Origin of the sequence: Micromonospora globosa, from assembly GCF_000717585.1 — a bacterium.
Classification (GTDB): domain Bacteria; phylum Actinomycetota; class Actinomycetes; order Mycobacteriales; family Micromonosporaceae; genus Micromonospora; species Micromonospora aurantiaca.
Map to the genome: position 1 here is coordinate 41,784 of NZ_JNZR01000016.1, position 14,211 is coordinate 55,994.

The following is a 14,211-nucleotide window of genomic DNA, read 5'->3' on the forward strand; positions in this document are numbered from 1 at the left end:
GACACGCCGACCGGGCGGTTGCGCCACGGGCGCGCGGGTCGAGCGGCCATGATGGGCCTGTGGGGGAGGGACGAGACATCCAGGTGACCAGCGACCCGCCGGCCCGCCGTGCCCCGGCGGCCACGCCACCGGCCGACCCGCCCGCGGCGCGCTGGGATCCGGCCGGTGGCCTGGCCGCGCTGCGCGGCCTGCTGGCCCGGCCGCTGGCCTCCTACTACCTGCTGCTGTCCAGCGCCGGCCTGCTGCTGCTGATCGGCCTCACCATGGTCTTCTCCGCCACGAGCGTGAAGGACTTCGCCGAGGGCGGTGACGCGTCCGCGTCGCTGACCAAGCAGGCCGTGTTCGCGGTGATCGGCATCGGCGCGTTCTGGGCCTGCCAGCGGCTGCCCGCGCGCACGTTCCGGGCGGTGAGCCGCCCGGCGCTCGGCGTGGCGGTGGCGCTGCTGCTCACGCTCAACCTGTTCGTCGCGCTGAACTCGCTGTTCGGGGTGACGTCGATCGGGCCGCTGCGGGCCGAACTCCTCTCGCTCTCCCTGGGCCCGATCTCGCTGCAACCGGTCGAGGTGGCGAAGTTCGCGCTGGTGCTGTGGGCGGCGCACGTGCTGGCCCGCAAGGGCGCCTCGCTGGGCTGGTGGAAGGAACTGGCGACACCGCTGTTCCCGGTGGTGGGCCTGCTGTTCGTGCTGGTCGGCTTCAACGACCTGGGCAGCATGCTCTGCCTGCTGGCGCTCGTGGTCGGGCTGCTCTGGGCGGCCGGCGTGCGGGGCCGGGTCTTCGCCGCGCTCTCCGCGATCGGCCTGGCCGGCATCGGCCTGCTGGTGGCCGCCGCCTCGCTCGGCGCCGGCTCCGGCTCCCGGGACGCGGACAACTACCGGCTCGGCCGTCTCACCATGTGGCTCGACCCGCCGGATCCGAAGACCTGCTTCGAGCAGAAGCTGGACTACTGCTACCAGCTCGTGCAGGCCCGCTACGCGATCGGCAACGGCGGCTGGTTCGGCGTCGGCCTGGGCCAGAGCTCGCTGAAGTGGAACTACCTGCCCGAGGCGCACAACGACTTCATCTTCGCCATCGTCGCCGAGGAACTGGGCGTGGTCGGCTGCACAGTGGTCCTGACGCTGTTCGCCGTGCTCGCGTACACCGGGATGCGGATCGCCCGCCGGGTCGAGGACCCGTTCCGCCGGCTCGCCGCCGCCGGCGTGACCGCCTGGCTGGTCGGCCAGGCCGTCATCAACATCGGTGGCGTCACCGGGCTGCTGCCGCTGACCGGCGTACCGCTGCCGTTCATCTCCGACGGCGGCAGCGCCCTGGTGGTGACGCTCGCCGCGATCGGCATGCTCGCCTCGTTCGCCCGCGCCGAGCCGGACGCGGCGCGAGCGCTGCATGCCCGTCCGCCCGCCCGATGGGTCCGACTAGTGTGGGCCCCGTTGCCGCCGCTTCCCGGCCGGCGCCGCAGACCGGCGCCGCCCCCGGCCGACCGAGGGTCCGTGCCCCGGTCCCGGCAGCGGCGGCAGGACGATCAGGCCGCGCCCCGCGGCGCCCGGTCCGACCGGGCGCGCACCGGCGCGGCGAGCGAGAGGAGACGCTGATGGGTCCGCTGCGTTCGGTGGTGCTCTGCGGAGGGGGTACGGGCGGGCACATCTACCCGCTGCTCGCCTTCGCCGACTGCCTGCGCCGACACGACCCGAGCGTCCGGATCACCTGTCTGGGCACACCCAAGGGGCTGGAGAACGAGCTGATCCCGCCGGCCGGCTACGACCTGCGGCAGATCCCGGCCTACCAGCTTCCCCGGTCGGTCAACATGAGCCTGGTGCGTACCCCGGACCGGATGTGGAAGGCGGCGCGCGCCGCGGGCAAGGTGATCGACGAGGTCCAGGCCGACGCCGTGGTCGGCTTCGGCGGGTACGTCTCGGTGCCCGGTTACCTGGCCGCGTGGCGGCGGGAGCTGCCGATCGTCATCCACGAGGTGAACGTGCCGCCGGGCGTGGCGAACCGGCTCGGGATGAAGTTCACCAAGAACGTCGCGGTGGGCTTCCCGCACCAGCCGGCCCAGGCCGAGGCGCTGCGCGACGCCCGCGTGGTCGGCGTGCCGCTACGCCGGGGCATCGCCGGGCTGGACCGGGCCGCGCTGCGCGACGCCGCCCGCGCCCACTTCGGACTCCGTCCCGACCTGCCGGTGCTGTTCGTCGCCGGCGGCTCGCAGGGCGCCCGCTCGATCAACCTGGCCGTCTCCGGCGCGGCGAAGGAGCTGGCCCGCAACGGTGTGCAGGTGCTGCACGTCATCGGCGCCCGCAACGAGCCGGTCTCCGTGCCGACCGACCTGCCGGTGCCGTACGTCACGCTGCCGTACCTGTCCGAGATGGAGCTGGGTTACGCCGCCGCCGATCTGATGCTGGCCCGGGGCGGCGCGATGACCTGCGCCGAGGTGGCCGCGATCGGCCTGCCCACCATCTACGTGCCCTACCCGCACAGCAACCAGGAGCAGAAGCGCAACGCGCTGCCGGTGGTGGAGGCGGGCGGCGGTCTGCTGGTCGACGACGCCGAGATGACCCCGGCGTGGCTGGAGCGGACGGTGATCCCGCTGATCCGCGACCCGCAGCGGCTGTACGCGATGAGCCACGCCGCAGCCGGGTACGGCCGCCGCGACGGCGACGTGGCGTTGCTGAACTTCGTCTACGAGGCGGTGGCCCGCTGATGAGGGGCACCGCGACGGGAAGGTACGTCTGATGAACACCGCGCAGTTCACGCCCGCCGGCACCATGACGGCGGAGGACCTGGGCCGGATCCACCTGATCGGGGTGGGCGGCGTCGGGATGGCCGGGCTGGCCCGGCTCTTCCTCACCCGGGGTCTGCCGGTCTCCGGCAGCGAGCTGCGGGAGTGGCCGTCGCTGGCCGGCCTGCGGGCGCTCGGCGGCACCATCCACTCCAGCCACGAGGCGTCGAACCTCGACGGGGTGGACACGGTGGTCTACTCCTCCGCCATCCCGCAGGACCACCTGGAGATGGTCGAGGCGCGTCGCCGGGGCCTGCGGGTGCTGCACCGCTCCGAGGCGCTCGCCGCCGCGATGACCGGGCGCCGCACGGTGGCGGTGGCCGGCACCCACGGCAAGACGTCCACCACGTCGATGGTCACCATGGTGCTCCAGCAGGCCGGCACGGACCCGTCGTTCGTGATCGGCGGCGAGATCTCCGAGGTGGGTTCCGGTGCGCACCACGGCACCGGCGAGCACTTCGTGGTCGAGGCGGACGAGAGCGACCGCTCCTTCCTCATCTACCGCCCGTTCGTGTCGATCATCACGAACATTGAGGCGGACCACCTCAACACCTACGGCGACCTGGCCACGCTGGAGGCGGCGTTCGCCGAGTTCGCCCGGCTCACCGACCCGGCCGGCTTCGTGATCACCTGCGCCGACGACGCGGGCGGACGCCGGCTGGCCGAGACGCTGCGCGCCGAGGGCCGCCGGGTCTGGACGTACGGCGAGTCCGCCGACGCGGACCTGCGGATGAGCGAGGTCGTCTCGTCCGCGCACGGGGTGCGCTACCAGGCCGAGGTCGAGGGCCGGCCGCTGGGTGAGATCCGGCTGCCCGTACCGGGCCGGCACATGGCGCTCAACAGCGCCGCCGCGGTGCTCGCCGCGTACCTGCTGGACCTGCCGGTGGCCGCGGCGGAGGCCGCGCTCGGCGCGTTCCCCGGCGTGCGGCGCCGCTTCGAGCGCAAGGGCGCGGCGGACGGTGTGCTGGTCTACGACGAGTACGCCTACCACCCGACCTCGATGACGCTGGCGTTGCAGACGCTGCGCGAGGTGGCCGGCGACGGCCGGCTGATCGTGGTGTTCCAGCCGTACCGGCTCTACCGCACCCGCGACAACCAGGCGGAGATCGCCGCCGCGCTCGGCATCGCCGACGAGGTGGTGCTGCTGGAGGTCTTCGGCCCCGGCGAGACGCGCCGTCCCGGCGAGGGTTCGGCCGCGCTGATCCAGGAGGTGCCGCTGCCGGCCGAGCGCAAGGTGTTCGTCGAGGCGTGGGACGACGTGCCGGGCGAGGTTGCCCGGCGGGCGCGGACCGGCGACGTGGTGGTGACGATGGGCGCGCCGCCGATCTCGCTGATGGGTGACCAGTTGCTCGACGCCCTGCTCGCCCGCTCCGCCGGGGGCACGGGGCTCGGCGCCGGCGTCGACCCGGACGGCGCGGCGACCCCCGCCGGATGAGTCCCGGTCCGGCCCGCGGCCGTACCCCCGGACCGGACGGCGGGGCGGGGCGGCGCAGCCCGGCCCGGCGCTGGCAGCTCGTGCGGGCGAACGCGGACGCCGTGCCGCCGTCGACCCGCCGGTTCATGGCCCGGGCCCGGCAACGGCGGATGCGGGCCGCGCTGCCCTGGGCGGTCGCCGCGGCGGTGCTCGCCGTCGCGGGCCTGGTCGCGTGGACGGTGCTGGGCACCGGCCTGTTCGGCGTACGCGAGGTGCGGGTGGTCGGCGCGCAACTGGTCACCCCGGTGCAGATCCGCGACGCCGCGGCGGTGCCGGACAACGAGCCGCTGGCCCGGGTGGACCTGGACGCGACCGCGCGCAAGGTCGGCACGCTGCCGCCGGTGGCCCGCGCCACCGTGGAGCGCCAGTGGCCGGACACGCTGGTGATCCGGGTGCAGGAGCGCACCGCGGTGGCGGCGGTGCCGCAGGGCGACGGCTTCGTGGTCGTCGACGGCTCGGGTGTGGTCTTCCAGCGACTGGACCGGGCGCCGGACGGGTTGCCGCAGGTCCGGGTCGCCCGGCCCGGCCCCGACGACCCGGGTACGCGGGCCGGGCTGGCGGTGCTCGCCGCGCTGGGGGAGAAGCTGCGCGCGGAGCTGGTCGCGGTGGACGTGGCCGGCCTGGCCCGGATCACGCTGCTGCTGCGCGGCGAGCGTCAGGTCTTCTGGGGCGACGCCTCCCGCGGCACCGACAAGTCGACAGTGGCCACCTCGTTGCTGAGCCGCAAGGCGGACCGGATCGACGTCAGCGCGCCGGACGTGGTCACGTTCGAGTGACCCGTGGCTCAGCGAGCCCGCGCTGTGTCCCCTGTCGCTCGGTCGGCGACACGCCGGAACAGGTCCTTGGCTCCTGGCGCGGCGGCGCATACGTTGCCCCGAAGAGATCAGTGGTTGACATAACTCTAAGCCTCTAGTAGAGGGTGAGAGTTCAGCCGTCGGAGGCCACGGGGGAGTGCTCGACCGCTGATCCGGCCAAGCCGTGTGGGGTCGGCCCATGCCAATCTCGAAGGGAAAGGACCGGAGATGACACCTCCGCACAACTACCTGGCGGTCATCAAGGTCGTCGGCATCGGGGGCGGCGGCGTCAACGCCGTCAACCGGATGATCGAGGTTGGGCTCAAGGGCGTCGAGTTCATCGCGATCAACACCGACGCGCAGGCGTTGCTGATGAGCGACGCCGACGTCAAGCTCGACGTGGGCCGGGAGCTGACCCGGGGACTGGGCGCGGGCGCCAACCCGGACGTCGGCAAGAACGCCGCCGAGGACCACCGCGACGAGATCGAGGAGGTCCTCAAGGGCGCCGACATGGTGTTCGTGACCTGCGGCGAGGGCGGCGGCACCGGCACCGGCGGCGCGCCGGTCGTGGCGAACATCGCCCGCAAGCTCGGTGCGCTCACCATCGGTGTGGTCACCCGGCCGTTCTCGTTCGAGGGCAAGCGCCGGCAGGTCCAGGCCGAGGCGGGCATCGAGGAACTGCGCAACCAGTGCGACACGCTCATCGTGATCCCGAACGACCGGCTGCTCGCGCTCGGCGACCGCAACATCTCCATGATGGACGCGTTCCGCACCGCCGACCAGGTGCTCCTCTCCGGTGTCCAGGGCATCACCGACCTGATCACGACGCCGGGTCTGATCAACCTGGACTTCGCCGACGTGAAGAGCGTGATGAGCGGCGCCGGAAGCGCGCTCATGGGCATCGGCAGCGCGCGGGGCGAGAACCGCGCCGTCGAGGCGGCCGAGGCGGCGATCTCCAGCCCGCTGCTCGAGCAGAGCATGGACGGCGCGCGCGGCGTGCTGCTCTCCATCGCCGGCGGATCGGACCTCGGCCTGTTCGAGATCAACGATGCGGCGCAGCTGGTCACCGACGCGGCCCACCCGGACGCGAACATCATCTTCGGTGCGGTCATCGACGACGCGCTCGGCGACGAGGTGCGGGTCACCGTGATCGCGGCGGGCTTCGACGGGGGCACGCCGGCGTACAAGGCGGTGGAAGCGCCGCGCAAGAGCAACCAGAACCCGCCGGCCCAGCCGAACGCGCCGGTGAGCCCGCCGGCCACCATGCCGGCGCCGCAGCAGCCGTCGCGCCGGGTGCTCTTCGACGACGTCGACGTGCCCGACTTCCTGAAGAACGGGTCCTGAGCCGCGCCGATGACGGAGTCACAGACGGCGGTGCGGCCCGAGCGGCGTGCCGAACTCGCGGCCGGCCTGGCCCGGGTCCGGGCCCGCATCGCCGACGCCTGCGCGGCGGCCGGGCGGCAGCGCGACGAGGTCACACTGGTCGCGGTGACCAAGACGTACCCGGCGGCGGACGTGGTCGCGCTGGCCGGGCTCGGCGTGAGCGACGTCGGGGAGAACCGCGACCAGGAGGCGGCGCCGAAGGCGGAGGCGGTCGCCGCCGCCGGGGCCGCGCCGCGCTGGCACTTCATCGGCCAGTTGCAGCGCAACAAGGCCCGCTCGGTGGTCCGGTACGCCGACGTGGTCCAGTCGGTGGACAGCGTCCGGCTGGCCGCCGCGCTGGACGCCGCGGCCGGCGCGGTCCGGGACCGGCCGCTGGACGTGCTGGTGCAGGTGAGCATCGACGGCGACCCGGCCCGGGGCGGGGCGCTGCCCGGCGCGGCCGATCCGCAGCGAGGGCTCGACCCGGTGGCCGCGGCGGTGGCCGGCGCCGACGGTCTGCGGCTGGCGGGCCTGATGGCGGTGGCGCCGCTGGGCTGGGAGCCGGACCGGGCGTTCGCCCGGCTGGCCGAGGTGGCGGCGGCACTGCGGGCCGACCATCCGGACGCGACGGTGCTGTCGGCGGGCATGAGCGGAGACCTGGAGAGCGCGATCGGGCACGGCGCGACACATGTCCGTGTCGGCAGCGCGTTGCTCGGAATGCGCCCTGCGCTGCGGTAGCCTCACCACGACGGAAGCAAATTACATCAGTGTTGTTCAGGACGGCGTTCCCGTAGCCGGGGGCCGTGACGGGCGGACCGCGAACCGCGCGTCAGGGGATTGCCGATCCGGTCCGGTGGGCATGATCGTCCACTCGTGATCAAGCGACACGGCACGGGGGCGCGTGCCGCACGGCGGACGGAAGGGCGCGGGGATGGGTGCACTGCGCAAGGCGGGGGTCTGGCTCGGTCTCGTCGAGGAGGACGACGAGCGGGCGTACGAGGACGGTGGCTACGACAAGGGTGGCTACCGGGAATCGTCGCGCTACCGGTCGAGCCGGTACGCCGAGGAGTTCGCCGACGAGGACGACGACGAGGCCGAGGAGCCGCCGACGACGCGGAGCCGGCTCGGCGACCGGGGCCGGCTGTCCGAGCGCGCCTCCAGCCGCGCGGTCGACGCCGACCGGGCCGAGGCCGAGCGCCCGGAGCGGGCCGAGCGGTCCAGCGTCCGGTCGATCACCCGGTCCTCCGCCGGTGACACCTCGGGCGCGCTGACCTACCACACCCGGGACAATCTCGCGCTCGCGCCGCAGGCCCAGCCGCGGGAGCGGGAGCGCGTGGCGCCGGAGGACGAGCAGCGCTACCAGATCACCACGCTGCACCCGACCACGTACCGCGAGGCGCGGACGATCGGCGAGCACTTCCGCGACGGCGTACCGGTGATCATCAATCTCACCGAGATGGACGAGGCGGACGCCCGCCGGCTCGTCGACTTCGCCGCCGGGCTCGCGTTCGGTCTGCGCGGTACGATCGAGCGCGTGACCAACCGGGTGTTCCTGCTCTCACCGGCCAACGTCCAGGTCACCGCGGAGGACAAGGCCAAGATCGCTGAGGGCGGCTTCTTCAGCCTGAGCTGAGCCGCACGACCGAGGGACGTCGCCTGCCGTGTTGTCGATCCTGTTCCAGGTGCTCTACCTGCTGCTGTACATCTTCCTAATTGTCCTTTTGGCGCGATTTGTCCTCGGGGCGGTGCTGGCCTATGGTCGCCGCTGGCAACCGGGGCGGGGAGCGTCGGCGGGACTGGAAGTCGTGTGGAGCGTCACTGATCCGCCCCTGCGAGCGTTGAGGCGTGTGATCCCGCCACTGCGAATTGGTACCGTGAGCATCGACCTGGCCTCCCTTGTGCTCCTGGTTATCCTGTTCGTGCTGATGGAGTTCGTGTTTAGGCGCCTGATCTTCGCGTTTGCCTGACCAGAGCGCTTTCGCGGCCGCAACTGACCCGAGGAGTTTCGATGCCGCTGACCCCGGCCGACGTTCACAACGTCGCCTTCAAAAAGCCGCCGATCGGCAAGCGGGGGTATGACGAGGAGGAGGTCGACGCCTTCCTGGACGAGGTCGAGCGCGAGCTGGCCCGTCTGATCGAGGAGAACAACGAGCTGCGCGCCCAGGTGGAGCGCGGCGGTCGGGGTGGCGCTCCCGCCGGCCCCGGCGGTGACGCCCGCCTCGCGGCGGAGCTCAACGACGTCAAGGCCCAGCTCGACCGGGTGCAGCGCGACAAGGCGGCCGCCGAGCAGGCGGCCCGCGCGATGCAGGCCGAGCTGGAGCAGGTGCGCACGCAGGGCGGCCCGGCCGGCGTGACCGGTGACGGCGAGCAGCAGGCGCTGCGGGTGCTCATGATGGCCCAGCGCACCGCCGACGACCACGTCTCCGACGCCCGTCGCGAGGCCGACCAGCTGCTCTCCGAGGCCCGTTCGAAGGCCGAGGAGGTCACCCGGGAGGCGCGCGCCAAGGCCGACGCCCTGGAGCGGGACGCCCGCCAGCGGCACCAGGAGGCCATGGGCGGCCTGGACGCCAAGCGCACCGCGCTGCAGAAGCACATCGAGGAGCTCAAGCAGTTCGAGCGCGAGTACCGCACCCGCCTCAAGGCGTACCTGGAGAGCCAGCTGCGTGACCTCGACGGTCGCGGCCAGGGCCTCGAGGTGGAGATGAACCGCGCCGAGGGCACCCGTGCCGCCGGCAGCAACGGTCTCGCCGCGGCCGGTCTCGCCGGCTCCTACGGCGGTGGCCGCGCGGGCTCGCTCGAGTCCGGCCGCTGATCCCGCGTCGGTGGCCGTCCCCGTGACGGCCACCGACCGCCCAGACCGACACGACGCGGCCGGGGGTGAGCCGTGGTAGCCGCCAGCATCCTGCTCATCCTCGTCGCGGTCGTGCTGCTGATCGCCGGCCTCGCCGGCGGATCCAGCCTCCTGCTCATCGTCTCGATCGCGGCCAGCCTGCTGTCCGCCGTCGCCTTCGTCGCGTTCGCCCGCCAGGCCGCCGCGGCGCGGGCCACGGCCGGCCGGGAGACCGGGCCGCGACTGCGGACCGCGCACACCGTCCCGTCCCCGGACGAGCCGGTGATCCCGGTCCCGCACCACACGTCCACGTTCGGCGCCGGCGGATCCGGGTGGCGGCAACCGCCCGGGTCGCCGGTGACCGAGCCGGACGACGCCCCGCCGCCGGCCGCGTACTCACCGCCGGCCGAGCCGTTCGACGCCGGGCCGTACACGTCGGCGTCCGACAGCGAGCCTGCTGCCGGGCCGTACACGTCGGCGTCCGGCACCGAGCCCGCTGCCGGGCCGTACACGCCGGCGTTCGACGGCGAGCCCGCCGCCGGGCCGTACGCGGCGCAGGATCCGGTGGTCGCGGACGCGGTGCCCTACTCGCCGCCCGGCCCGCGCGTGCCGGAGACCGCACGGCCCACCTCGCCCGCACCGGGCGAGGCGTTCGACGGCGACCCGCCGGCCGAGTTCCTCTCCACGGGTGAGGTCGCCCGGCTGGTCCGGCTGCCCGACGAGGTCCTGGTGGTCGACGGCCATCCCCGCTTCCACCTGCCCGGCTGCCCGCACCTGGTGGGCCGGGAGGACGAACCGCTGCCGGTCGCCGAGGCGGTCGCGCTGGGCTTCACCCCGTGCGCGCACTGCGCCGCCGCCACCACCCTGCTCACCGAGGCCCGGCCGCGCTGACCATGACGATCGCGGACACACTCACCGTCGCGGTGCGGGTGAAGCCCGGGGCGGCCCGCGCCCGGGTGGGCGGGCGGTTCGACGGGCCGTACGGTCCGGCGCTCGTCGTCGCGGTGCACGCGCCCGCGGTGGACGGCCGCGCCACCGAGGCGGCCCGGCGCGCGCTCGCCGACGCGCTCGGCATCCGGCCGGCGACCGTGTCGCTGCGGTCCGGCGCGGCCAGCCGGGACAAGCTGTTCCTGGTCGAGCGCCCGCACGACGGGCTGCCCGAGGTGCTGCGCCGGCTGCGCGACGGCAGCACGGCGTGAGGTCCGGTCCGGCCGGCCGGCGATGACCCCGGGGCTCGACGTCGCGCTGCTCGTGGGCGCTGCCGTGCTGCTGGTCGCGGTGGGCGCGGTGCGGTTCTCCACCCGGCTCGGCGTACCGAGCCTGCTGGTCTACCTGGCGCTGGGCGTGCTGCTCGGCGAGGCCGGCCTGGGCATCCGGTTCGACGACGTCGAACTGACCCGGGTGCTCGGCTTCTGCGCGCTCATCGTGATCATCGCGGAGGGCGGGCTGACCGCGCGGTGGAGCACGCTGCGGCCGGTGCTGGGCCTGGCCGCGGCGCTGTCCACGGTCGGCGTCGTGGTCAGCATCGTGGTCGTCGGCGTGGTGGTGCACGTGCTGCTCGGCCTGGACTGGCGGCTGTCGCTGCTCTACGGCGCGGTGCTCTCCTCCACCGACGCGGCGGCCGTGTTCGCCACGCTGCGCCGGTTGCGCCTGCCGCCCCGGCTGGTGGCCGCGCTGGAGGCCGAGTCCGGGGTGAACGACGCCCCGGTCGTGCTGCTGGTGCTGCTGCTGTCCCGCGCCGGGGTCGAGGCCGCCCACCCCTGGTGGTACGAGGTGCTGCTCCTCGGCTACGAGCTGAGCGCCGGCGCGGCGGTCGGTGTCGGCGCGGGCCTGGCCGGCCGGTACGCGCTGCGCCGGGCCGCGCTGCCGTCGGCCGGCCTGTACCCGATCGCGGTGGTCGGCTTCACCGTGCTGGCGTACGCGGCCGGCTCGGTGCTGCACGCCTCGGGCTTCCTCGCCGTGTACGTCGCGGGCGTGCTGCTCGGCAACTCGCGGCTGCCGCACCGCCAGGCCATCCTCGGTTTCGCCGACGGGCTGGCCTGGCTGGCCCAGATCGGCCTGTTCGTGCTGCTCGGCCTGCTGGTCTCGCCGAGCCGGCTGGACGCGGCGGTGCTGCCGGCCGTGATCACCGGGCTGGCCCTGCTGCTGCTCGCCCGGCCGCTGTCGGTGGCGGTCTCCGCGCTGCCGTTCCGGGTGAACCTGCGCGAGCAGCTGTTCCTGTCCTGGGCCGGGCTGCGCGGCGCGGTGCCGGTCGTGCTGGCGACCATCCCGCTGTCGCTGCACGTGCCGGGCGCGGCCCGCCTGTTCGACGCCGTCTTCGTCCTGGTGGTGATCTTCACGTTGCTCCAGGCCGGGACGCTGGCGCCGGCGGCCCGCCGGCTGGGGGTGACCGCGCCGGCCGAGGCGAGCGAGATCCTGCTGGAGACCGCCCCGCTGGAACGGATGCGCGCCGACCTGCTCCAGATGGAGGTGCCGGCCGGGTCGCGGCTGGCCGGGGTGCACGTGGACGAGCTGCGGCTGCCGGTCGGCGCGGCGGTGACGCTCGTGCTGCGCGACGGTGCCGGTTTCGTGCCGGGCGCCGACACCCGGCTCAAGGTCGGGGACAGCCTGCTCATCGTCGCCACCGCGGGCGTACGGGACGAGACCGAGCGGCGGCTGCGGGCGGTGAGCCGCCGGGGCCGGCTGGCGAGGTGGTTCGGGGAGTACGGCGAGGAGCCGGCCCGCTGATCTGCTACCGTTCCTTTTGCCCCGATTGATGGCAGTCCGGGGCGGATACGTGGGACGACGGTGCGGCACGTTGTCGGACGCCTGTACGTTCCGTATTCTTGCCAACCTCCGGAGTGCACGGCGGGCCCGCTCGCCGTGCACCCTTCCGTACGCGGACGACGCCGACGATGGCGTCCCGCCCACGCACCGCTGACCGCCGCGCCACGCGGCTGAGGGAGCTGACGATGGCGAAGCCAGCCGACACCAGGACCGCCGGTCGCAAGCCGGTGGCGAAGGCCACCCGCAGCGCGGCGGAGACCGAGAAGATCCGGGCCGCCCTGGCGGCACGGCGGGACGAGCTCAACGCCGAGTACGATCAGACGCTGAGCGAGATCACCGAGCTGCAGCGCGACCGGCTGACCGACTCGGCCGGGGACGACCAGGCCGACACCGGCACCAAGACGTTCGAGCGGGAGCAGGAGATCTCTCTCGCCAACAGCATCAAGGAACGGATCACGCAGGTCGAGCGCGCGCTGGAGCGCCTCGACGAGGGTGGCTACGGCTGGTGCGAGCGGTGCGGCAACCCGATCCCGGTGGAGCGGCTCGCCGCGTTCCCGTCGGCCACCCTCTGCGTGACGTGCAAGCAGCTGGCGGAGCGGCGCTGATCACCGCTCCCCGGCGGCCGTACGGCAGACGGTGACCACGCCGTCGCAAGCGTCGATGGGGAGCAGATGACCGCAGCACCGCCCGCCGGGTCCGGCACCACCGAGACGGGCGCCGGCGCGCCCCGCCGTAAGGCCGTCGGCCTGCTGCTCGGCGTGTCCCTGTTCTCGCTGCTGGCGGACCTCGGCACGAAGCAGCTCGCGCTGGCCGAGCTGACCGGCCGGGAGCCGGTGTCGCTGCTCGGCGGCGCGGTCTACCTCAGCCTCACCCGCAACAGCGGCGCGGCCTGGAGCATCGGCTCCGACCACACCTGGATCTTCCCGATCATCACGTTCGTGGTGATCGGGTGGATCACCTGGATGGCGCTGCGGCTGCGCTCGCTGCCGTGGGCGGTGTCGCTGGGCCTGGTGCTGGGCGGCGCGCTCGGCAACCTGATCGACCGGATCTTCCGCGCTCCAGGGCACTTCGTCGGCCACGTGGTCGACATGATCAGCCTCTTCGACCCGTACGGCCAGGTCTGGCCGGTGTTCAACCTGGCCGACAGCTCACTGGTGTGCGGCGTGGTGCTCGCGGTCTTCCTGGAGCTGACCGGCCGGCAGCGCGACGGCTCCCGGCTGCGCGACGAGAAGCGCGACGACGCCGCCCCGGCCGAGCAGCGGGAGAGCGCGTGACCTCCGCGTTCGCCGCCGGCGGCGACACCCGTTCCCTGCCCGTGCCGGACGGCCTCGACGGCATGCGCCTGGACCAGGCCGTGTCCCGCCTGCTCGGGCTCTCCCGTACCGCCGCCGCCGGCCTGATCGACGCGGGCGACGCGCTCGTCGACGGCGTGGCCCGGCCCAACTCGTACAAGGTCAAGGCGGGTTCGTGGCTGGAGGTCACGCTGCCGGCGCCGGCCGCGCCGCCCGCCGTGGTGCCGCAGGCCGTGCCCGGCCTGACAGTGGTGTACGCCGACGACGACATCGTGGTGGTCGACAAGCCGGTCGGGGTGGCGGCGCACCCGAGCCCGGGCTGGACCGGCCCCACAGTGATCGGCGGGCTGGCCGGCATCGGCCACCGGATCTCCACGAGCGGCGCCGCGGAGCGGCAGGGTGTGGTGCACCGGCTCGACGTGGGCACCACCGGGATCATGGCGGTGGCCAAGAGCGAGCGCGCGTACACCGCGCTGAAGCGGGCGTTCAAGTACCGCGAGGTGGAGAAGCGCTACCACGCCGTGGTGCAGGGTCACCCGGATCCGCTGCGCGGCACCATCGACGCGCCGATCGACAGGCACCCGCACCACGACTACCGCTGGGCCGTGGTCTCCGGCGGCAAGCCGAGCATCACGCACTACGACACGCTCGAGGCGTTCCCCGCCGCCAGCCTGCTCGACGTGCGGCTGGAGACCGGGCGTACGCACCAGATCAGGGTGCACTTCTCCAGCATGCGGCACCCCTGCGTGGGCGACCTGACCTACGGCGCGGACCCGACGCTGTCGGCCCGGCTCGGGCTGTCCCGGCAGTGGCTGCACGCCCGCTCGCTGAGCTTCGCGCACCCGGGCACCGGCGACGAGGTGACGTTCGTCAGCGAGTACCCGGACGACCTGGCCCGGGCGCTGGAGATCCTGCGCGACTGA

15 protein-coding genes are annotated in these 14,211 nt (G+C 73.8%); all 15 read left to right on the forward strand.

The genetic code is table 11. The annotated features are described in order from the left end of the window. The first annotated feature begins 83 nt into the window (after nucleotides 1–83). The 15 genes from IF06_RS0116015 (at nucleotide 84) to IF06_RS0116085 (ending at nucleotide 14,211) form a co-directional block, all read left to right on the forward strand. On the forward strand, nucleotides 84–1,586 hold the full coding sequence (locus IF06_RS0116015; protein ID WP_036310930.1) for an FtsW/RodA/SpoVE family cell cycle protein: 1,503 nt from the start codon (nucleotides 84–86) through the stop codon (nucleotides 1,584–1,586). Beyond that, nucleotides 1,586–2,692 carry an undecaprenyldiphospho-muramoylpentapeptide beta-N-acetylglucosaminyltransferase gene (murG, locus tag IF06_RS0116020; protein ID WP_030271920.1) on the forward strand — a complete coding sequence of 369 codons (1,107 nt, stop codon included), beginning with the start codon at nucleotides 1,586–1,588 and terminating at the stop codon, nucleotides 2,690–2,692. The genes IF06_RS0116015 and murG overlap by 1 nt, the downstream gene beginning before the upstream one ends. A 31-nt stretch (nucleotides 2,693–2,723) precedes the next feature. After that, the gene (gene murC, locus IF06_RS0116025) at nucleotides 2,724–4,205 is read left to right on the forward strand and encodes a UDP-N-acetylmuramate--L-alanine ligase (RefSeq protein WP_030271922.1); all 1,482 of its coding nucleotides are present in this window, start codon (nucleotides 2,724–2,726) and stop codon (nucleotides 4,203–4,205) included. Then, nucleotides 4,202–5,020, forward strand: coding sequence for a cell division protein FtsQ/DivIB (locus IF06_RS0116030; protein ID WP_013287600.1), 819 nt, complete (start codon nucleotides 4,202–4,204; stop codon nucleotides 5,018–5,020). Before murC ends, IF06_RS0116030 begins: the two co-directional genes overlap by 4 nt. Before the next feature lie 246 nt (nucleotides 5,021–5,266). Further along, nucleotides 5,267–6,382 (forward strand): cell division protein FtsZ, encoded by a 1,116-nt coding sequence (ftsZ, locus tag IF06_RS0116035; protein WP_013287599.1) that lies wholly within the window; start codon nucleotides 5,267–5,269, stop codon nucleotides 6,380–6,382. 9 nt (nucleotides 6,383–6,391) lie between these two features. Beyond that, nucleotides 6,392–7,138 (forward strand): YggS family pyridoxal phosphate-dependent enzyme, encoded by a 747-nt coding sequence (locus tag IF06_RS0116040; RefSeq protein WP_013287598.1) that lies wholly within the window; start codon nucleotides 6,392–6,394, stop codon nucleotides 7,136–7,138. 193 nt (nucleotides 7,139–7,331) lie between these two features. Continuing rightward, on the forward strand, nucleotides 7,332–8,033 hold the full coding sequence (locus IF06_RS0116045; RefSeq protein ID WP_013287597.1) for a cell division protein SepF: 702 nt from the start codon (nucleotides 7,332–7,334) through the stop codon (nucleotides 8,031–8,033). A gap of 28 nt (nucleotides 8,034–8,061) precedes the next feature. Beyond that, nucleotides 8,062–8,367 carry a YggT family protein gene (locus tag IF06_RS0116050; protein ID WP_013287596.1) on the forward strand — a complete coding sequence of 102 codons (306 nt, stop codon included), beginning with the start codon at nucleotides 8,062–8,064 and terminating at the stop codon, nucleotides 8,365–8,367. A gap of 41 nt (nucleotides 8,368–8,408) precedes the next feature. Continuing rightward, a complete protein-coding gene (locus tag IF06_RS0116055; protein WP_013287595.1) occupies nucleotides 8,409–9,212 on the forward strand; it encodes a DivIVA domain-containing protein in 804 nt (267 codons plus the stop codon). Nucleotides 9,213–9,512: 300 nt separating this feature from the next. Continuing rightward, nucleotides 9,513–10,121, forward strand: coding sequence for a hypothetical protein (locus IF06_RS34965; protein ID WP_420063440.1), 609 nt, complete (start codon nucleotides 9,513–9,515; stop codon nucleotides 10,119–10,121). Nucleotides 10,122–10,123: 2 nt separating this feature from the next. Beyond that, the gene (locus IF06_RS0116065) at nucleotides 10,124–10,429 is read left to right on the forward strand and encodes a DUF167 domain-containing protein (RefSeq protein ID WP_013287593.1); all 306 of its coding nucleotides are present in this window, start codon (nucleotides 10,124–10,126) and stop codon (nucleotides 10,427–10,429) included. 22 nt (nucleotides 10,430–10,451) lie between these two features. Further along, nucleotides 10,452–11,957 carry a potassium/proton antiporter gene (locus IF06_RS0116070; protein WP_030271927.1) on the forward strand — a complete coding sequence of 502 codons (1,506 nt, stop codon included), beginning with the start codon at nucleotides 10,452–10,454 and terminating at the stop codon, nucleotides 11,955–11,957. Nucleotides 11,958–12,181: 224 nt separating this feature from the next. Then, nucleotides 12,182–12,601 (forward strand): TraR/DksA family transcriptional regulator, encoded by a 420-nt coding sequence (locus IF06_RS0116075; RefSeq protein ID WP_013287591.1) that lies wholly within the window; start codon nucleotides 12,182–12,184, stop codon nucleotides 12,599–12,601. Between the two features lie 66 nt (nucleotides 12,602–12,667). Continuing rightward, a complete protein-coding gene (gene lspA, locus IF06_RS0116080; RefSeq protein WP_030271929.1) occupies nucleotides 12,668–13,270 on the forward strand; it encodes a signal peptidase II in 603 nt (200 codons plus the stop codon). After that, nucleotides 13,267–14,211 (forward strand): RluA family pseudouridine synthase, encoded by a 945-nt coding sequence (locus IF06_RS0116085; RefSeq protein WP_013287589.1) that lies wholly within the window; start codon nucleotides 13,267–13,269, stop codon nucleotides 14,209–14,211. Before lspA ends, IF06_RS0116085 begins: the two co-directional genes overlap by 4 nt.

Coding starts and splice junctions, on each gene's coding strand:
- murG (WP_030271920.1), top strand. CDS start 1,586: ATGGGTCCGCTGCGTTCGGTGGTGCTCTGCGGAGGGGGTACGGGCGGG.
- murC (WP_030271922.1), top strand. CDS start 2,724: ATGAACACCGCGCAGTTCACGCCCGCCGGCACCATGACGGCGGAGGAC.
- IF06_RS0116030 (WP_013287600.1), top strand. CDS start 4,202: ATGAGTCCCGGTCCGGCCCGCGGCCGTACCCCCGGACCGGACGGCGGG.
- ftsZ (WP_013287599.1), top strand. CDS start 5,267: ATGACACCTCCGCACAACTACCTGGCGGTCATCAAGGTCGTCGGCATC.
- IF06_RS0116040 (WP_013287598.1), top strand. CDS start 6,392: ATGACGGAGTCACAGACGGCGGTGCGGCCCGAGCGGCGTGCCGAACTC.
- IF06_RS0116045 (WP_013287597.1), top strand. CDS start 7,332: ATGGGTGCACTGCGCAAGGCGGGGGTCTGGCTCGGTCTCGTCGAGGAG.
- IF06_RS0116055 (WP_013287595.1), top strand. CDS start 8,409: ATGCCGCTGACCCCGGCCGACGTTCACAACGTCGCCTTCAAAAAGCCG.
- IF06_RS0116065 (WP_013287593.1), top strand. CDS start 10,124: ATGACGATCGCGGACACACTCACCGTCGCGGTGCGGGTGAAGCCCGGG.
- IF06_RS0116070 (WP_030271927.1), top strand. CDS start 10,452: ATGACCCCGGGGCTCGACGTCGCGCTGCTCGTGGGCGCTGCCGTGCTG.
- IF06_RS0116075 (WP_013287591.1), top strand. CDS start 12,182: ATGGCGAAGCCAGCCGACACCAGGACCGCCGGTCGCAAGCCGGTGGCG.
- lspA (WP_030271929.1), top strand. CDS start 12,668: ATGACCGCAGCACCGCCCGCCGGGTCCGGCACCACCGAGACGGGCGCC.